This window comes from Rhizobium sp. H4 (genome assembly GCF_003013335.1).
GTDB classification, from domain to species: domain Bacteria; phylum Pseudomonadota; class Alphaproteobacteria; order Rhizobiales; family Rhizobiaceae; genus Rhizobium; species Rhizobium sophoriradicis.
In genome coordinates this window covers 65,642-83,837 of sequence record NZ_PSOW01000024.1, presented here as the reverse complement: position 1 = coordinate 83,837, position 18,196 = coordinate 65,642, and the positions used below count along the sequence as shown (strand labels likewise).

18 protein-coding genes are annotated in these 18,196 nt (G+C 63.5%); 7 read left to right on the top strand and 11 right to left on the bottom strand.

Annotation, left to right across the window (positions count from 1 at the left end):
- Positions 1 to 221 precede the first annotated feature (221 nt).
- The 4 genes from C4N04_RS28605 to C4N04_RS28590 are packed head-to-tail and all read right to left on the bottom strand — an operon-like array spanning position 222 to position 3,733.
- The gene (locus C4N04_RS28605) at positions 222 to 1,040 is read right to left on the bottom strand and encodes a 3-methyl-2-oxobutanoate hydroxymethyltransferase (protein WP_106797599.1); all 819 of its coding nucleotides are present in this window, start codon (positions 1,038 to 1,040) and stop codon (positions 222 to 224) included.
- A gap of 29 nt (positions 1,041 to 1,069) precedes the next feature.
- Positions 1,070 to 2,296, bottom strand: a complete 1,227-nt coding sequence (locus tag C4N04_RS28600) for an FAD-dependent oxidoreductase (protein ID WP_106797598.1) — start codon at positions 2,294 to 2,296, stop codon at positions 1,070 to 1,072.
- 11 nt (positions 2,297 to 2,307) lie between these two features.
- The gene (locus C4N04_RS28595; RefSeq protein ID WP_040141379.1) at positions 2,308 to 2,622 is read right to left on the bottom strand and encodes a MocE family 2Fe-2S type ferredoxin; all 315 of its coding nucleotides are present in this window, start codon (positions 2,620 to 2,622) and stop codon (positions 2,308 to 2,310) included.
- Between the two features lie 22 nt (positions 2,623 to 2,644).
- Positions 2,645 to 3,733 carry a fatty acid desaturase family protein gene (locus C4N04_RS28590; RefSeq protein WP_106797597.1) on the bottom strand — a complete coding sequence of 363 codons (1,089 nt, stop codon included), beginning with the start codon at positions 3,731 to 3,733 and terminating at the stop codon, positions 2,645 to 2,647.
- A 130-nt stretch (positions 3,734 to 3,863) separates the two neighbouring features.
- Between C4N04_RS28590 and C4N04_RS28585 the strand changes: the two genes are divergently transcribed.
- Positions 3,864 to 4,892, top strand: a complete 1,029-nt coding sequence (locus C4N04_RS28585; RefSeq protein ID WP_106797600.1) for a LacI family DNA-binding transcriptional regulator — start codon at positions 3,864 to 3,866, stop codon at positions 4,890 to 4,892.
- 163 nt (positions 4,893 to 5,055) lie between these two features.
- Positions 5,056 to 5,868: a TIM barrel protein gene (locus C4N04_RS28580; RefSeq protein WP_106797596.1), complete on the top strand. Its 813-nt coding sequence runs from the start codon at positions 5,056 to 5,058 to the stop codon at positions 5,866 to 5,868.
- Positions 5,869 to 5,952: 84 nt separating this feature from the next.
- Here the strand turns inward: C4N04_RS28580 and cobM are convergent, their stop codons facing one another.
- Positions 5,953 to 6,711 carry a precorrin-4 C(11)-methyltransferase gene (gene cobM / locus C4N04_RS28575; RefSeq protein WP_106797595.1) on the bottom strand — a complete coding sequence of 253 codons (759 nt, stop codon included), beginning with the start codon at positions 6,709 to 6,711 and terminating at the stop codon, positions 5,953 to 5,955.
- 4 nt (positions 6,712 to 6,715) lie between these two features.
- Positions 6,716 to 7,948: a precorrin-6y C5,15-methyltransferase (decarboxylating) subunit CbiE gene (gene cbiE / locus C4N04_RS28570; protein WP_106797594.1), complete on the bottom strand. Its 1,233-nt coding sequence runs from the start codon at positions 7,946 to 7,948 to the stop codon at positions 6,716 to 6,718.
- On the opposite strand from cbiE, the gene C4N04_RS28565 reads away from it, so the two are divergent.
- On the top strand, positions 7,947 to 8,705 hold the full coding sequence (locus C4N04_RS28565; protein ID WP_097606706.1) for a cobalt-precorrin-6A reductase: 759 nt from the start codon (positions 7,947 to 7,949) through the stop codon (positions 8,703 to 8,705). The genes cbiE and C4N04_RS28565 overlap by 2 nt on opposite strands.
- Here C4N04_RS28565 and C4N04_RS28560 read toward each other — a convergent pair.
- The 5 genes from C4N04_RS28560 to cobF form a co-directional block, all read right to left on the bottom strand.
- Positions 8,681 to 9,445, bottom strand: coding sequence for a precorrin-3B C(17)-methyltransferase (locus C4N04_RS28560; RefSeq protein WP_106797593.1), 765 nt, complete (start codon positions 9,443 to 9,445; stop codon positions 8,681 to 8,683). The genes C4N04_RS28565 and C4N04_RS28560 overlap by 25 nt on opposite strands.
- Positions 9,442 to 10,173 carry a precorrin-2 C(20)-methyltransferase gene (locus C4N04_RS28555; protein ID WP_106797592.1) on the bottom strand — a complete coding sequence of 244 codons (732 nt, stop codon included), beginning with the start codon at positions 10,171 to 10,173 and terminating at the stop codon, positions 9,442 to 9,444. Before C4N04_RS28555 ends, C4N04_RS28560 begins: the two co-directional genes overlap by 4 nt.
- Positions 10,170 to 10,802, bottom strand: a complete 633-nt coding sequence (locus C4N04_RS28550) for a precorrin-8X methylmutase (RefSeq protein ID WP_106797591.1) — start codon at positions 10,800 to 10,802, stop codon at positions 10,170 to 10,172. Before C4N04_RS28550 ends, C4N04_RS28555 begins: the two co-directional genes overlap by 4 nt.
- A gap of 2 nt (positions 10,803 to 10,804) precedes the next feature.
- Positions 10,805 to 12,187, bottom strand: coding sequence for a precorrin-3B synthase (cobG, locus tag C4N04_RS28545; RefSeq protein ID WP_106797590.1), 1,383 nt, complete (start codon positions 12,185 to 12,187; stop codon positions 10,805 to 10,807).
- Between the two features lie 71 nt (positions 12,188 to 12,258).
- Positions 12,259 to 13,023 carry a precorrin-6A synthase (deacetylating) gene (cobF, locus tag C4N04_RS28540; RefSeq protein ID WP_097664070.1) on the bottom strand — a complete coding sequence of 255 codons (765 nt, stop codon included), beginning with the start codon at positions 13,021 to 13,023 and terminating at the stop codon, positions 12,259 to 12,261.
- Positions 13,024 to 13,224: 201 nt separating this feature from the next.
- Here cobF and repA point away from each other — a divergent pair, with 201 nt between their 5' ends.
- The 4 genes from repA (at position 13,225) to C4N04_RS28520 (ending at position 18,100) form a co-directional block, all read left to right on the top strand.
- On the top strand, positions 13,225 to 14,421 hold the full coding sequence (gene repA, locus C4N04_RS28535; RefSeq protein WP_010031417.1) for a plasmid partitioning protein RepA: 1,197 nt from the start codon (positions 13,225 to 13,227) through the stop codon (positions 14,419 to 14,421).
- Positions 14,418 to 15,413 carry a plasmid partitioning protein RepB gene (gene repB / locus C4N04_RS28530; protein ID WP_097663905.1) on the top strand — a complete coding sequence of 332 codons (996 nt, stop codon included), beginning with the start codon at positions 14,418 to 14,420 and terminating at the stop codon, positions 15,411 to 15,413. Before repA ends, repB begins: the two co-directional genes overlap by 4 nt.
- A gap of 156 nt (positions 15,414 to 15,569) precedes the next feature.
- Complete coding sequence (repC, locus tag C4N04_RS28525; protein WP_106797589.1) at positions 15,570 to 16,784, top strand: plasmid replication protein RepC; 1,215 nt, start codon at positions 15,570 to 15,572, stop codon at positions 16,782 to 16,784.
- Between the two features lie 182 nt (positions 16,785 to 16,966).
- On the top strand, positions 16,967 to 18,100 hold the full coding sequence (locus tag C4N04_RS28520; protein WP_106797588.1) for an RHE_PE00001 family protein: 1,134 nt from the start codon (positions 16,967 to 16,969) through the stop codon (positions 18,098 to 18,100).
- The last annotated feature ends 96 nt before the right edge of the window (positions 18,101 to 18,196 follow it).

The window sequence follows — 18,196 nt, the reverse complement described above, 5'->3', positions numbered from 1 at the left end:
CCGCTGCCGCCTGCCTGCGGCAACAACGCATCAACAAAGCTGAATTGACCCGTCTGCTTCACCGCCATCCAAATCATCTCCGTTCAAAAACAACGGAATCATATTCTCAGCATTTTGCAACAGTCCCCAGCGGGGAGAAGATGCCGGCAGGCAGATGAGGGGGCGAGCGACGGTAGGAGCGAGTGCACTGAGCGTAGGCGAAGGCAACAATCATACAGGCACTACCCTCGGCTATTCCCCGTCTCGCCCGCCAGCCGATCCAGAAAAGCCTTCAATTCGCTTTCCTCGATGCCGACGAGATGGCGCTTTTCCGGGTAGGCGCCGGACCTGACGTCATCGGCGAATTCGGTGAAGGCGGCGATGCGCTCGCGCTGCAGCCGGTCATATTCGGCGGCGAAGTTGCGGTAGACCTTGGCATGGCGCGGGTAGTGGTCGCGGTTGGCGCCGAGAACGTCGTCGGCGAAGAGATATTGGGCGTCGCAGCCGCTACCGGCTCCCATCGAGATCATCAGCATCGAGGTGTTGCTGCTGATGGCGGCCGCTACATCCCCTGGCACGACTTCGATTTCGGCGGCGAAGGCGCCGGCTTCTTCCAGCGCCTTGGTCTGCCGCCAGATTTCGGCCGCGCTCGCCGCCGTCTTGCCGACGGCGCGGAAGCCGCCGGTCCAAGTCGCCTTGGACGGGATCAGCCCGAGATGGCCGCAGACAGGAATGCCTTCGTCGCGCAGCCGCCGGATCGTCTGCAGGCTGGCGGCGCAATAGACGGCATCACCGCCCGCTCTCAGAGCCGCAAAGGCAGCGCGCAGATAGTCTTCCGCCGAGACATGGTCGCCATATTCGAGCCCGGGTATGGCAAAGGGCGTGGGCGCGATCTCGCGGAAAACCGGGCCGAGCAGCGAAGGCGGCACCGAGACGATGTCGATCCCTGCCTTTTCGGCCGCTTCCGCCTCCTCCAGCGAGGTGACACGCAGCATGGTAAGCTGCCGCTTGCCCTTTTCCGCCAGCAGGTCGGCGACGGTCGCGCGCTTATGTTTCTTCATCGTCAATTCCTTTGAATATATCGGGCGGCTCAGGCGGCCAGGAGAGATTTCAGTTTGACGTCATTGGCTCGCAGCGCCGCGGGGTCCGGATGGGCACGTGCTGCGATCAGCATTTCGGCGAGACGGATATCGCGCGCCACCGCATTGCCCGGGCCGATGCCGCTGGCGGCGATCAGCCGTCCGTCGGCGTCGAGATGGAAAAGAATGAAAGCGCCGGCGCCGAGGTCGCGACGCTGATGCGTGGCCGCCCCTTCGGCAAGGCCAGATATCTGCAGCGTCATGTCGTATTGATCCGACCAGAACCACGGCACGGATGTAACGGCTTCGTTGAGGCCGAGCATGTTGGCCGCGGCCAATGTGCCCTGTTCCTGGGCGTTGCGCCAGGATTCGAGCCGCACCCGCCGGCCGCCATAGATCGGCAACGGAAAGGAGCAGCAGTCGCCGGCGGCAAAAACATCCGGCGCCGAGGTCCTGAGATGACTGTCGACGGCGATGCCGTTTTCGATCGTCAGCCCCGCCCTTTCGGCGATCTCGACATTCGGCCGGGCGCCGATGCCGACAAGGGCGAGATCGGCTTCGATCAGCTCGCCGCTCGACAATCTGATCACGGCTTTTCCGCCTTCCTCGCCCAGCCCTTCGATGGAGACGCCGCAGCGGATATCGACACCCTCGGTGCGGTGGCGTTCGGTCAAGAGGTGAGCGATCTCCTCCGGCACGCCGCGCTTCAGCACGCGCTCCAGCCCCTCGATGACCGTGACTTCAGCGCCGAGCAGGCGCGCCGTCGCCGCAAGTTCCAGACCGATGAAGCCGCCCCCGATGATGGCGATATGCTTCCCCGGCCGCATGGCCTCGCGCAGTGCCGCCGCATCATGATGCGTCCTCAACGAACGGATATGGGCGCTGTCTTCCGGTGCGCCGGGGAACGAACGCGCGGCGGCACCGATTGCCAGCAGAAGCTTGTCATAGGAAAACGTCGTCCCATCGGAAAGGGTGACGGTCCTGGATGCCGTGTCGAAATGCCTGGCTTCCAGGCCGGTCAGCAGCCGGATGCCGCTCTCGGCGTATTTTTCCGCCGCAGCGATGAATTTCGGATTGCTCGCATCGGCGATGCCGGCCTTTGAAAGCGGCGGCCGCTCGTAGGGATGAAGGGGTTCGGCGCCGATAAGCGTTATGTCGCCGTCAAAGCCTTTTTCCCGCAGCGCGAAGGCGGCGCGGGCCCCGCATTCGCCGGCACCCAGTATCACGAAATGAGCCACAACAGCCTCCGTCAGAGCGAAATGAAGACGATGTCGCCTTCGACCTTGACCGGGTAGGTCTTGAGATTGACGCAGACCGGGGCGCCCTTGGCCTCGCCGGTCCTATAGTTGAAGCGGCCGTTATGTTTCGGACATTCGATGATCTCATCCATGACGAGCCCGTCGGCGAGGTGGATATGTTCGTGCGTGCAGAGCCCGTCGGTCGCGAAGAACTCGTCGTCGGGGCTGCGGTAGACCGCAAAGGTGCGCCCGCCATGATCGAAGCGGATGACATCCTCCTCATCGATCTCGTCCTTGCCGCAGACTTCGATCCAGTTTCCGCTCATTTTTGTCCTCCTCGATTTTCGATTATTGCGCCGCCGGGGCGAGTTCGTTGTGGAATTCCTCGCGATAGGGCCGCGCGGTGGCCGGCAGTTGCCGCTTCAGGAAATAATCCTCGTTGCGCAGCTGGCGCAGGAAGGCCGGGATCATCTCGCGATAGCCCGACCAGATCGATGGGTTCGGCGCCGGCAGGTCGTGCTTGATCATCGCGTGCAGCTTCGGCAGCGCGTGGTAAGGCACCATCGGGAACATGTGATGTTCGACGTGGTAGTTCATGTTCCAGTAGATGAAGCGGCTGATCGGGTTCATATAGACCGTGCGGCTGTTCAGCCGGTGATCGATGACGTTGTCGGCAAGCCCGCCATGCTGCAGCAGTCCCGTCAGCACATGATGCCAGGCGCCGTAGAGACGCGGCAGGCCGATCAGCATCAGCGGCAGGATAGAGCCCATGGCGATCGCGGCGGCGATCGTGGTGACATAGATCGCCAGCCAGATGCGGGCGATGCGGATCGCCTTCGGCTGCTCCATCTCCGGAATAAAGGTCTTTTCCGCCGCGCCGATGATGCCGGCGGCATTGCGCAGCATGTCGATCATCGCATGCCAGACATCGAGGATGCCGAAGAAATTAAGGACCAGCCGCAAGAGGTCCGGCGGGCGCATGACGGCGATCTCGGGATCGCGGCCGACGATGACGGTATCGGTGTGATGGCGCGCATGGCTCCAGCGCCAGGTCACCGGATTGCGCATGATCATGAAGCAGGCGATCTGGTAGACGGCATCGTTCATCCAGCGCGTCTTGAAGGCGGTGCCGTGGCCGCATTCGTGCCAGCGGCTGTCGGAGGCCGAGCCGTAAAGCACGCCATAGGCGAGGAAGAAGGGCAGAGCGATCCACGAGCCCCAGAAATAGACGCCGAGCCCGGCCAGGACCAGCATGCTGCCGAGCCAGATGACCGTGTCACGGATACCAGGCGCATCGGAGCGCTGCATCAGCGCCTTCATCTCCTTGCGCGGAATATCGGTGTGGTACCATTGCGCTGCCGCCAGGCCCGTCTCGACGGCGGTGCGGCCGCTTTCGCCGAGCAGGTCGTAGTCACGCTTCTTGGTCTCGGTCGCCATTCTCCGCCTCCCTAATGCTGTTGCCGGGAGGATAGGTTGACTTTGGACGAGGCTCAATGCAGGCTTGATGTAATCTATCAAAAGCCATCAATAGTGGCTAGCATCCATGAGCGAATCCATCAGGAACACCATGCGCCGCCCCACCATCTCCGACCTTGCCCGCGCCTCGGGCGTCAGCGTTGCCACCGTCGACCGTGTTCTCAACGCCCGCCATCGCGTGCGGGAGGAAACAGCCAGGCGCGTCTATGATGCGGCGCAGGAGATCGGCTACCACGCCGTCGGCCTTATCCGGCAGCGCGTCTTCGAGGATCTGCCGCAATATAGGCTGGCTTTCCTGCTGCAGAAACCGACGCAGGCCTTCTACCAGAGCTTCGCCCGTGAAATCGAGGCGGCGGCACGCGCCGTCACCACGGCCCGCCTTCAGATCCAGATCGAGTACCCCTCATCGGCGACCCCCGCCGCCATCGTCGAAAAGATCAAGCTGCTAGGCGCCCGCAACCAGGCAGTCGCCGTCGTGGGCCCGGACTATCCGGCTGTGACGACGGCGGTGGAAGAGTTGAAGGACCGCGGCATTCCCGTGTTCTCGCTGCTTTCCGATCTCGCCACGGGCGTGCGTGACGCTTATGTCGGCGTCAACAACCGCAAGGTCGGTCGCACGGCCGCCTGGACGATCGCGCGCACCGCCCTCAAGCCAGGCAAAGTCGCCTGTTTCGTCGGCAGCCACCGCTTCCACGGCCACGAGTTGCGGGAGATCGGCTTTCGCTCCTATTTTCGTGAGAATGCCCCGCAATTCGATGTCATTGATACGCTGATCAACCTCGAAACCGCCGAAATCACCCATGAGGCAACCCTGACGCTGCTGCAGAAGCATCCCGATCTCGTCGGCCTTTACGTCTGTGGCGGCGGCATGGAAGGGGCGATTACTGCATTTCGCGAAGAAGGCGTCGGCGGCCGCGTCGTGCTTGTCGTCAACGAACTGACGCCGGAGAGCAAGGCCGGTCTTGCTGACGATATCGTCACCATGGTTGTGGCGACGCCCCTGCCGGCCCTCTGCAAAGAGCTCTTATCGCTGATGCTGGGTGCGATCGAACGTGGTGAGGCCGTCGTTCCCGGCCAATCCTTCCTGCCTTTCGATATCTATGTCTCCGAGAATATCTGAAGGATGATGGAATTCTATCATCGCGGCTGACATTCTTTCAGCAATGAGGGCGGGCGGCGGCGATGCCCGATGGATTGCCGCAGGAATTCCGATAGAGATTCGCAGGCCCATTCACGAGGAACTGCTCCGCTGATGTCGCGGAGATGAGGAGGATATATCCGTCATGACTTCGATCCGCTTTGCGCTCAACCATATGGCCGCGCCGTCGCTCGCAATCGATGATTTCTTCGTGCTGACAAAGTCGCTCGGCATCCGAGAGGTCGAGATCCGCAACGACCTTTCCGGCAACGCGATTCTCGACGGCACCAAACCCGAAGCGATCAAGCAGGCCGCCGAGAGCCACGGGCTGACGATCATCTCGATCAACGCCCTGCAGCGCTTCAACGAGTGGAATGAAACCCGCGCCAGGGAGGCGCAGGAACTGATCGATTATGCCAGCGCCTGCGGCGCCAAGGCGCTCGTCCTCGTTCCGAAGAACGACGGCACCGGCTGCGCCGATGGCGAGCGCCAAGCCAACCTGCGCCAGTCCCTGACGGCGCTGAAGCCGATGCTAGATAAAGCCGGCATTATCGGCCTCGTCGAGCCGCTCGGTTTCGAGATCTGCTCGCTGCGCTCGAAGACCGAGGCGGCCGAGGCAATCAAGGAGCTCGGCGCGCAATCGACCTTCAAGCTCGTCCACGACACCTTCCACCATCACCTTGCCGGCGAAGCCGCGACCTTCCCGGAGCTTGCCGGCCTCGTGCACATTTCCGGTGTCAGTGACACCGCTGTTTCCGTTGCCGATATGCGCGATTCCCACCGCGTGCTCGTCGACGGCGACGACCAGCTCGACAATGCCGGGCAGATCAAGGCGCTGCTGCAGGCGGGCTACAAAGGCCCCTTCTCCTTCGAGCCCTTCGCAGCCGAAGTGCATGCGGTCAAGGACCCTGCCGGCGCGCTTCGCGCCAGCATGGATTATCTCACCTCACGGGTTTGAGACTGAAAGCCACGCGACGCTGTCCATGAAGCGTCGCCGCATCTCGACACGGTCGGCCGCTGGCGAGCGGCCGACCGTGTCGATCTATTCGCGGCCCCTGAACCGGCGCTGATAGGCGGGGTCGTAGAGCGAGCTCTCGCGAAACTCCTCTGCCGCAAGCGATGGGCCGACGAAGATGATCGCCGTGCGTTCGATCGGCTCGGCCGCAACCCTTGCCTCGATATCGCGGAGTATTCCCCGCAGCACGCGCTCGTCCGGCCAGGAGGCCTTGACCACGATCGCGACCGGGCAGTCGGCGCCGTAGAGCGGCGTCAATTCCTCCACCACCTGTTTCAGCGCATGGATGGCCAGATGGATCGCCAGCGTGGCGCCCGTCGCGCCGAATTTCTCCAGCGTCTCGTCGTTCGGCATCGGCGAAGCGCGGCCGGAAACGCGGGTGAGCACCAGGCTCTGGGCCACGGCCGGGATCGTCAGCTCGCGCCCGAGCGCCGAGGCAGCGGCGGCAAAGGCCGGCACACCCGGCGTCATCGTATAGGCGATGCCGTGCTTTTGCAGCCGGCGCACCTGCTCGGCGACCGCGCTCCAGACCGAGAGGTCGCCGGAATGCAGCCGTGCGACATCCTGGCCGGCTGCAGCGGCGCTGAGATATTCCGCCTCGATCTCATCGAGCGACATCGGCGCGGTATCGACGATACGCGCATCCCCCGGGCAATATTGCAGCAATTCGGGAGAGACGATCGAACCGGCATAGAGACAGACCGGGCACCGGGCGATGAGATCGCGGCCACGCACTGTGATCAGATCCGCAGCCCCGGGCCCCGCGCCGATGAAATGCACCGTCATTCCGTCATCCTTTCGTCCAACGCCACTGCGTCACCGGCATGGCCGGCCGCCAGCCGCTCATGCCGCCGATGACGCCGGCGCGCGCTATTTCGATGCGCGTCAGCGAGCCGCCGCGCTTTGCATGTTCGCAAAGCAGCACGGCTTCCATTTCCAACGTCACGGCATTGGCGACGAGCCGCCCTCCCCGCTTCAGCGCCGCAATCGCGGCATCGACGATGCCAGCCTCGCTGCCGCCGCCGCCGAGGAAGATCGCATCCGGTTCGGGCAGGCCCATAAGCGCGCCGGGTGCCGCGCCCTCGACGACGGCGAGATGCGGCACACCGAAGGCGGATGCGTTGCGGGCGATCCGCGCCGCCCGCTCCGGCGATTGCTCGATGGCAATCGTCTTCAGCGACGGATCGGCAAGCATCCATTCGATGCCGATCGATCCCGAGCCGGCGCCGATATCCCAGAGCAGTTGACCGTGCCGCGGCGCGAGCGCCGACAGCGTCATCGCCCGGATTTCGCGTTTGGTGATCTGTCCGTCATGCTCGAACAGTTCGTCCTCGAGCCCGGCGACGAAAGGCAGAATGCGCGCCCCCTCCCCTGCCGCGATATGGAGGGCGCAGACATTGAGGGGATCGATGTCCGCCAGATCGAAATCCGCGGCGATCGCGCTTCTGCGCCGTTCCCGCGCGCCGCCCAGAGCCTCGAGAACCGTAAGCTGTGACTGACCGAAACCATCGGCGGCAAGCAGGTTTGCCAGCGCGCGAGGCCCGTTCTCGTCCGAGGTCAGCGCGATGATGCGCCGTCCAGGGTGCAGATGCGGCCGGATCAGGTCGATCGGCCTGCCATGCAGCGAAATCGTCGCGACGTCCTGCAGCGGCCAGCCAAGGCGCGAGGCGGCAAGGCTGAAGGCCGAAGGCGCCGGGATGGTACGCATCTCTTCCACCGCCACATGGCGGGAGAGCGTTGCGCCGACGCCATGGAGAAACGGATCGCCGGAGGCGAGCACGACGACCGGCGTGCCGCGCCTTGCAAGGATGGCCTCGATCGAGCGCGCGAACGGGCTCTGCCAGGAAAATCTCTCACCTGATATCAGCGGCGCCGCCAGCGCATGATGCCGTGCGCCGCCAAAGACGGCCGGTGCGCTGGCGATCAGCCTTTTCGCCTCCTCGCCCAGCCCTTCTGGACCATCTTCACCGATGCCGATAATAGTCAGCCAGGGCTGATTGCCGGGAGGAGAGAGATCAGACATGGGACGACCTCGCATTCTGATCCTCGGCGGCACCAGCGAGGCGCGCCTGCTGGCCGAAGCGCTCGCGGCGCGCGACGATTGCGACGTTCTTCTGTCGCTGGCCGGTCGCACCGAAAAACCGGCTGCGCAGCCGGTTCCGGTTCGAATCGGTGGTTTCGGCGGCGCCGCGGCGCTCGCCGATTTCCTGAACGGGGGCGGATATGATCTGCTGATCGACGCCACGCATCCCTTCGCCGAGCGCATCTCCGCCAATGCCGCCCATGCTGCCGAGGCCACCGGCATAAGCGCGATCGCTCTGCGTCGTCCCGAATGGCAGCGCCTGCCGAGTGATCATTGGCGGGACGTGCGGAGCATTCCGGCGGCCATTGAGGCGCTTGGCCCCTCCCCCCGCCATGTTTTCCTGGCAACGGGCCGGCAGGGTGCGCATTATGCCGAAGCGGCAGCACAGCATCACTATCTCGTTCGCAGTGTCGACCCCGTCGAGCCGCCGCTTGCGCTTGCGAATGTCGATTATATCCTCGATCGTGGTCCGTTCACGCTGGAAGGCGAATTGGCTCTGTTGAGGCAGCACCATATCGATGTCATCATTGCCAAGAACAGCGGCGGCGTCGCCACCTATGCGAAGATCGAGGCAGCCCGCCTGCTCGGCATCGAGGTGATGATGGTCACGCGTGCTGAGGCGTCCACGGTCAAGACGGTCGAAACGGTCGAGGCGGCGCTGGCGGCGATCGATCACCTCTTCCCCTCTGCCATGTAACGCGGGGTGTAGACGAGGTCCGGCCTGCCGGGCCGCGTGACGATCCGCGTTTCGGCCGAACCGATGATGATGCAGGTCGCCATATCGGCCATCGAGGCATCCGCCTGCGACAGCGGCTGTACGGCGATACGTTCGTCCGGCCGTCCGGCCGCGCGGCCGAATATGACCGGTGTCATTGCCGGCAGATGGTCGCGCAACAGCTTGAAGGCCTCGCCGAGCTGCCAGGGCCGCGCCCGGCTGATCGGATTATAAAGGGCGACCACGAAGCCGGCCCTGGCCGCCAATTCGAGACGGTTTTCTATTATATTCCAAGGCTTTAGATTGTCAGACAGCGAGATGGCGCAGAAATCGTGGCCAAGCGGCGCACCGGCTCTTGCCGCCACCGCCAGCATCGCCGTGATGCCGGGCAGGATGGTGAGATCAACCGCGCGCCAGGCGGCCGGTCCGTTCTCGATCGCCTCGCAGACGGCGGCAGCCATGGCGAAGACACCGGGGTCGCCGCCGGAGACGACACAGACCTTGGCGCCGTCGGCTGCCATCGAAAGTGCCGCCCCTGCCCTGTCGAGCTCTTTGCGATTGTCCGAGGCATGGCGCAGCTGATCGTGGCGGAGCTGCAGCCTGTCGAGATAGGGTCCATAACCGAAGAAATCCGTCGCTGCGTCGACGGCAGCCAATGCCTCCGGCGTCATCTGTTCGGGATTGCCGGGACCGGTGCCGATTACGAAAAGCGCGCCGCTCATCGGCGGCCCTCCCAGCCCGGCACCAGGACGAGCGAAAAATACGGCGCATCGCCGTCAGCCCTGTCAGCAAGCTTTGCCATGGCCGCATTCGCCATGGTGCCGCGTTCGACATAGACGGCTTCGCCGAGTCGTCCGGCAGTTTCCAGCGCCCGGCGGATTTTCGGCAGATTGCGACCGACCTTCATGATGACGGCGGCTTGCGTATCGGCCAGGCGACGCGTCAGCTCGGCCTCGGCCATCGTACCGGGCAGTACGGATAGCACGTCATCCCCCTGGACGATCGGCATGCCGGCCAAGGACCAGCAGCCCGACATGGCGCTGATGCCGGGGATCACTTCCGTCTGGTAACGCTGGGAAAGTCTGACATGCAGGTGCATGTAGGAGCCGTAGAACAGCGGATCGCCCTCGCTGAGCACGGCGACGGTCCGCCCGGCATCGAGATGGCCGGCGATTGCCTCGGCGGACCGGTCATAGAACTGGGTGATCAGGCTCCGGTAACGCTCGTCGTTCTTGTCGATCTCGGTGGTGACGGGATAATAGAGCGGCAGCAGCGTCACGCCGGATTTCAGCAGCGGCTCGACGATCGCCTTGCCGTTGCCGCCCCTGCCCTCTTTGGCGAAGTAAGCAATGACGTCGGCATCTCCGATGGCGCGGACGGCTTTAAGGGTCAGGAGCTCCGGGTCGCCGGGACCCGTGCCGACGCCGATCAGGCGGCCTTGTTTTGTCATAGGCCCGGCCTCGCCAGCGCATTGATGGCGGCCGCCGTCATGGCGCTGCCGCCGAGCCGGCCGCGCACGATGGCAAAGGGGACGCCATAGGAATTTTCCGCCAGCGCATCTTTCGATTCCGCCGCGCCGACGAAACCAACGGGCATGCCGAGGATGGCAGCGGGTTTCGGGGCGCCGTCGCGCAAGAGTTCGAGCAGGTGGAACAGCGCCGTCGGCGCATTGCCGATCGCGACAATGCTTCCGCCGAGCCGTTCGAGCCACAGATGCATGGCGGCGGCTGAGCGCGTATTGCCGGTCTTAACCGCAAGCTCCGGCGTGGCGGGATCGCGCAGCGTGCAGATCACCTCGTTCATCGCCGGCAGCCGTGCCCTGGTAACGCCCTGAGCGACCATTTCCGCGTCGCAGAAGATCGGTGCCCCACCTTTCAGCGCCTCGCGCGCCGCGCTGACGACATCGGCGGAAAACACAAAATGCTCCGCCGCTTCGACCAGCCCGCAGGCATGGATCATGCGCACGGCGATCTCGGCCTGCTCTTCGGTGAAGCGCGAAAGATCGGCCTCGGCGCGGATGATCGCAAAGGAACGCTCATAGATCGCGTCGCCGCTGCGGATATAATCGTAGTCTGGCATTCCTATTCCTGTCGCAGCGCCTTCGAAACGCCGGTTGCGCCAAGCCGTGTAAGGCAGGCGGCGGTCGATTCGCCAGCGCCTCTGTTATCTTCGATGGAGCGGGCGAGCCTCTCTATAGCGAAATCGATCCGTCCGCCAGCGATCCGTTCATCCGGCCGATCCATTGCCAACCCGTTGAGGATGAGATCGTAACCTTCAACCGTGCCGGTCAGGGTCAGCGCCGGGCGCACATGCGCGCAGCCTTTGGCACAGCCGGAGAGATGCAGCGTCAGCGACCCGTCGAACAGGTCGGGTGCGGCGGCCAGGATGCGGCGGGCCAGCGTTCGTGTCTCGTAGAAGGCGGAGCCACAGGCGCCGGCGCCGGCGCAGGCGGCAATATGCTCCGCTTTCTCGCCAGGTTGCGCGCTGAAGCCATATTGGGCGGCCGCGGCTCTGATCGCCGGCACTCTCTCTGCCGGCAGGCCGAGGAAGAAGAAACCGCGACCCGGCGCCAGCCGGATGGCCGTTGCGCCGGAGGCTTTGGCGAGATCGAGCAGGGCGGTCAGGTCGGACGCTCTCGTCTGGCCGAATTCCGGCCGCACGCCGAGCACGGCTTTGCCGTCCGTCAGCCTATGCAGGCCCGGTAGCGGCATCCTTGCCGAGCACGACTGAATGGATCGGATAGCGGCCATGGCGGGAAAATGTGTTTGCAGAAGCACCGGATCGATATCCCGTGCCCGACTGCCCTGCCCGAGCATTGCCAGCAGAACCAGGATTTCGCCAACGGCCGAGACGGCCGCCTCCGCAGGACCGGCCGCGACCGGCGTTGCGGTCGCGCCATCGCCGTTGATGGCGACAAGCCAATGCGCTTGGGATAGTGCGACGACACGAATATCGGCGGAAAGCGCCGACAAGCCAAAGGTTCCACCGCCGTCGATGACGATCGACAGTTTCGGCGCAAGCCGCGGCGAGGCGAGCAGTTCCTGAAGCTTGCTGCGCAGGGCCAGTTCCATTGCGGCCGGATCGCTCACCTCTTCCGGGTCGATGCCATGCAGCGGCGAGATCTCGATCGCCGGCCCGTCCGGCACGGTGATGCCGGCGGCATCGAGATCGGAAGCGAGCTGTCCGACCGTCTCGGCCCGCAGCCCGCGGATCTGCAGATTGCCGCGTGCGGTGATCTCGAGAATACCGTTTCCATGCGCCGCAGCTGAGCGAGCAAGGGCGGAGAATTGCGAGAGCGTCAACGCGCCGCCGGCCGGCCGCAGCCGCACGAGCAGGCCATCACCGGTCGGCATCGGCGCGGCAAGGGCGGGGCAGGCGCCGCGCGCGCGCTTCTTCGCCGCCGCGCGATCACGGCCGTCCGTCGCGTCTCTTCTGTCGATCGCCTTGGCGGTCTCACTGCCCATTCTTAATCCTCTGTCCGTGTCTTACATGATCGCGGCAGACGCGGCAAAACATGATGGAAACGGTCGGCCGGCTATTCCTCGAAATCCCGTCCCTTGCGCAGGAGATAGATGTCCATGATCCAGCCATGCCGTTGCCGGGCCTCGCTCCTGAGGGTGAGGATATCGGTCGCGACATCGCCGAGCCGCCCTGATCGGACGATCTCGTCCTCGGTACCGAGATAGGCGCCCCAGAAGATCTCGGCATCTGGGTCGTCGATCTTCGCAAAAGCCTGTTCGCCGTCGAGCATGACGACCGTCGTGGGCGCCTGGAGCCCCTCCCGCGCCAGCCGGCGCCCCGTGGTAATTTCGATCGGCTTGCCGACGAGATTGATCGGGATTTTGTGGCTGGCCGCCAGGGCCTGGATGCTGGTGACGCCGGGAACGACACTGTAATCGAAATCCAGGTCGGCTTGCTGCCGCACCCGTTCGATAATGCGGATCGTGCTGTCGTAGAGACTGGGATCGCCCCAGACCAGAAAGGCGCCGCTGCCATCCTCGGGCAGGCCGGCGATCAGCTCTCCATAGATATGGGCGATCTCGCCATGCCAGGCGTCGACGCTTTGCGTGTAGCTTCTGTCCGCCGTCTGTCGCTGCGGCACTGCGAATTCTGAAATCCGGATCCCCGGCCGTGTGATATATCGCTCGCAGATCTCGCGGCGGACCTCGGCAAGCTCTTCCTTGGCCGCGCCCTTGAGCGGCAGGAAGATCACGTCGGCGGCGTTCATCGCATTGATTGCCTGTATGGTGACGTGCTCCGGGTTGCCCGTGCCGATGCCGATGATATGGATGTGCTTCACGCCGATACTCCCATGATTCCTGGCGGTCTTGCCGAAAAAGCCGGGTCGCCGCAAGGGCAGGGCAGGGAGTTGGCCGCGGCCAACCGGGCCGCCGATGAGGCCCTGGCCCCTATTGTTGCCGGAAATCCCGAATCGTGTCACTTTCGATACGCTTTTTGACGCTATGTTGACAGAAAAGCGCATCGAAAAGGATTGGGTGTTTTGGACAACATTAGCGTATCGACGACAGATGTGCGGATCGAGCGGCATGCGAACCAGCTGTCGCGGCAGTTGAAGCTGCTGCGTGACAAGCTGTTTCCGCCGCTTTCGCAGAAGACGCTGCGTACATTCTCCTCCGGCGAGGCCGCTCAGATGATCGGCGTTTCCGACGGCTATCTTCGCCAGCTTTCGCTGGATGGCAAGGGGCCGCAGCCGGAACTTTCCCCGAATGGCAGGCGCTCCTATACGCTCGGCCAAATCAATGAATTGCGCCATTATATGGCGAAGCTGAAGCCGAAGGATGCGCTCAGCTATCTTCCCTGGCGGCGTCCCGGCGAGAAGCTGCAGACGGTCGCCGTGACCAATTTCAAGGGCGGTTCGGCCAAGACGACGACGACACTCTATCTGGCGCAGTATCTGGCGCTGGCCGGTTACCGGGTGCTTGCCATCGATCTCGATCCGCAAGCCTCGCTCTCCTCCATGCTCGGCGTGCAGCCCGAATTCGATCTCTCCGACGGCGATACGCTCTATGGCGCCATTCGCTACGATGCCGGACGCAAGCCACTGAAAGAGATTGTCCGCAAGACCTATTTCGACGGGCTCGATCTGGTGCCGGGCAATCTCGAGCTGATGGAGTTCGAGCACGAGACCCCGCGGGCGCTCAATGATCGCCAGAAGCCGGCCGAGCTGTTCTTCCGTCGGGTCGGCGTGGCGATTGCCGAGGTCGAGGCGGATTACGACGTGGTGGTGATTGATTGCCCGCCGCAGCTCGGCTATCTCACCCTCGGAGCCGTCTGCGCCGCCACATCGCTGCTCATCACCATCCATCCGCAGATGGTCGACGTCGCGTCCATGTCGCAGTTCCTGCTGATGACCTCGGATCTGCTCTCCGTCGTTCGCAAGGCCGGCGGCGACCTGCAGCACGACTTCATCAAATATGTCGTCACCCGCCACGAACCTTTCGATGCACCGCAGTCGCAGATCGTTGCGCTGTTGCGCAGCCTGTTCGGCGATGACGTGTTGACGGCAACCATTCTCAAGTCGACGGCGATTGCCGATGCCGGCCTGACCAAGCAGACGCTTTTCGAAATCGAGAAGGGGCAGGTGCGCCGCTCGACTTACGATCGGGCGTTGGAATCGGTCAATGCCGCCAACAGCGAGGTTCTTGCCGGCATTCACAAAGCCTGGGGCAGGACATGAGCAGACGCGATCGCCTCAAAGGTCTTTTCGACGATACGGCGCAGGAGTTGGCCGCGGCCAACTACGAGGAGTCTTCTTCGCGCGGATCGGCCGGGCCGGTCCGGACGATGGCGCTGACCCTCGGGCGCATGGAGGAAGAGAGCAGGGCGATGCAGGAGGCCTTGCTCTCCGGCGAACGCATCGTCGAACTCGATCCCGATCTGATCGATTCCTCCTTCGTGCGCGACCGGCTTGCCGACCAGCCGCTCGATATGGAAGACGAGCTGGTGCGGTCGATTGCCGAGAACGGCCAGGAAGTGCCGGTTCTGGTTCGTCGCCATCCTGATGACGAGGCCCGCTACCAGATCGCCTACGGCCATCGACGCCTGCAGGCCGTCAGGCTGCTCGGACGCAAAGTGCAGGCGATCGTCCGTCAGCTCGACGATACCGATGTCGTCATCGCGCAGGGTATCGAGAACTCGGCGCGCCGGAACCTTTCCTATATCGAACGCGCCGTCTTCGCCTTCAATCTCGAGCTCAAGGGGTTTGAGCGTCCTGTCATCATGAAGGCGCTGTCGACCGACAAGACGGAGTTGTCGAAGCTGTTGTCGGTCGCAAAAGCCATCCCGGCCGAGATCGTCCGCTCCGTGGGAGCTGCCCCCGGCATTGGGCGGCGTAAATGGATGGCGCTGGCCCAGGACTGGAACGGGATGACGGCGGCGCGGCTTGCGAAGCTTATCGCCTCGGAACAGTTCATGGCGGAAGAGAGCGACCGCCGTTTCGAGCTTTTGGTTGCCGAGCTCGCCCGGAAAGAGGCGAAGCCGGAGCCCACGGAATATGACTGGAAGCCGAAGAGCGGCGGCAAGATTGCCGGCCGAATCAGAAGCGCCGGCAATTCTTTCACGATCGCGTTGAAAACAGGCGATGCGCCGGATTTCGGCGCTTATATTTCACGCCGTCTCGATGAGCTTTACGAAGCCTATCGGGAAGGCAAGTTGCAAGCAGGAGAGTAGGCCGCAAAAGAAAAAAGCCTCCGAACGTTGCCGTCGCGGAAGCCTTTCTCATATCTGGACAATCTGAGAATCGCACTTCCTCGAATCACTGTCAAGCATCTTCGGCATCCTTTTGGGTGGTAAGATTTCTTTTGCCTTGAAAAAAAGGTGAGGGACATGGAGCCTCAATATGTATCGACGCCCTTTGGGCGGCGATCGATGACGCTTGGCATGCTGGCAAGCCAGGAAAGCGCCAGCAAGGTCGATCCGGACGCATCGGTCGACAAGTGGAAGATCTTTCGCTCGCTCTGCGAGGCAAAGGACATGATCGGCGTATCCGATCGTGCGCTTGCCGTTCTCAACGCGTTGTTGACCTTCTATCCGAAGAACGAGATTGCCGAGGCCAACGGCTTCGTGGTTTTTCCTTCGAATGAGCAGCTCTCGTTGCGCACGCATGGCATGGCCGGCACGACGCTGCGGCGGAATCTGGCGATGCTGGTGGAAGCCGGCCTGATCATCCGGCGCGATAGCCCGAACGGCAAACGGTTTGCCCGCCGCAACGGTGAGGGCGGGCTTGGCGAGGCCTTCGGCTTCAGCCTGGCGCCGCTTCTTGCTCGCGCCGGCGAGATCGAAGCGCAGGCGGCTCAGGTGATGGCCGATAGGCTCGAATGGAAGCGCCTGAGGGAGCGCCTGACGCTCTGCCGGCGTGACATCGCCAAGCTGATCGAGATCGCGCTGGAAGAGGAAATTGCGGGCGAATGGATCGAGATGCAGAAGCATTTCAATCTGCTGTCGGCCAGCCTGCCGCGCCGTCCGTCGGCTGCGGAGATGAGAAGCCTGCTGGCGGATCTCGAAGCGTTCCGCGAAATGATCATCAAGACGCTGGAATCGAAAACGAAAACAGAAAAAACAGACGCCAATGACAGCCAAAACGGTCGGCACATACATAGTTCAAACCCACACCTAATATCTGAACTTGAACCAGGCTTCGAAACGAAGCAGGGCGCAAAGCCGGAGGAAGAACCGCGGGCGTGGCGGGAGCCGCCAAAGTCCTTCCCGCTTGCCATGGTGTTGCAGGCCTGCCCCGAGATCGCCGCTTATGGGCCGGGCGGCGGGATCGGTAGCTGGCGGGATCTGATGGCCGCGGCCGTCATCGTCCGCTCGACGCTGGGCGTCAGCCCGAGCGCCTATCAACTGGCCTGCGATATCATGGGGCCGGAAAACGCCGCCACGGTGATCGCCTGCATTCTGGAACGAGGCGGCCATATCAACTCGGCCGGCGGCTATCTGCGCGACCTGACCCGGCGGGCGGAGCGCGGTGAATTCTCGCTTGGGCCGATGCTGATGGCGTTGATGCGGGCAAATGGTCCGCTGGCGAGGAGAACCGGGTGACCGGGTGGCCAAAAAGCCTCGCGCCAGCTGCGAGGGTTAGAAGGAGATGCGGCCTGTCGATGAGACCTCCTAACCGCTTTCTTCCCCCACCACTTTTATTGAAATACACCGTTAACCATGTCATAGTGACGGAAGAAAACATGTCTTTTGCTTCCATTTGTGAAAAACCGTAAAGCTTAACAATGCGCTACGATATAGACGGTGCGATGCTGCAAAACCTGCTTCCACCCCTTGCTGCCGCAGAGGACGGATTGGCACGGCTGGACGAGCGGGTGTTGCGCTCGCCGGTCGGCGAGGGATTTGCTGAACGCAGTCATTTCTTCGATGCCGCCGGTGCACTCTGGGTCGCCGGCGAACTCGTGCATGTCGAGGATCTCGTTTTGCACGACGCGCATATGGATAGCCGCGCGCCGAGCCACGAACTGACGATCGCCCATTCGGTGCTGCGGACGCGTCGGCGCATCTGGACCGGGGAACCTTCCTGGGCTCTTAGCGGGCCGGGCCTTGCAACGCTGACCGCGACCATGGGGGAAGGGGAGGGCACGACCCAGGAAAGCAAAAGCCCGGCGGTCGTGGTCGAGCCCGACGACGAGGAGGGGGATGAAGACGGGCCGCTCGCTGCCGAGATGGCGGAGATCGATGCGCTTCTTGCCCGCTCGCAGAAGCTCATCGATATCCATACCGGCAAGGCGCCGGCTGGAGAGACAGCGGCAGTATCGACGACCAAGCGCACCGACGACCCGCTCGGGTTGCTCGGTGACGAGGAATGGGACGAGGAACAGCGGCTTGCGGAGTGGCGAAGCGTGCTGCCGTTGGCCGACAGCCTGCCGCCGGTTCTCGGCGCCGTCATTCTTTTCGAAGCCTGGGACAGGATCGAGCCGCTACGGCGCCAGCATTGGCTCGGCGGTCTTCTGGTCGCAAGTTATCTGCGCGCCCGCGGCAAGGTCGCCTCGCATCTCTTCTCCTTCTACGGCGGGCTGAAGCTGGTGCGCCATGAGCGGCGTCGGGCCCGCGATCGGGCCACACGGCTGCAAGCCTTTCTGGAGGCGATGCATCTGGGTGCCGCAGCCGGTCTCAAGGAAGTCGACCGGTTGTCGCTGGCACGCACGCAGATGGAGCTGCGCTTCCGCGGCCGACGCTCGAACAGCAGCCTGCCGGACCTTGCCGATTTCATCCTGTCGCGGCCGATGGTCTCGGCGGCGATGATTGCCCGCCATCTCAGGATTACGCCGCGCGGCGCGCTGAACCTCGTCAATGAGATCGGCATTCGCGAAATCACCGGCCGCGGCCGCTATCGCGCCTGGGGTATCATCTGAAACGAAAGCGGCCGGGTCGTGAACCCGGCCGCTTCGTTTTTAAGTGAGCACCCGATCTGCCATCCTGTCACAGACTGCAGACCGGGCGCTCTTGCG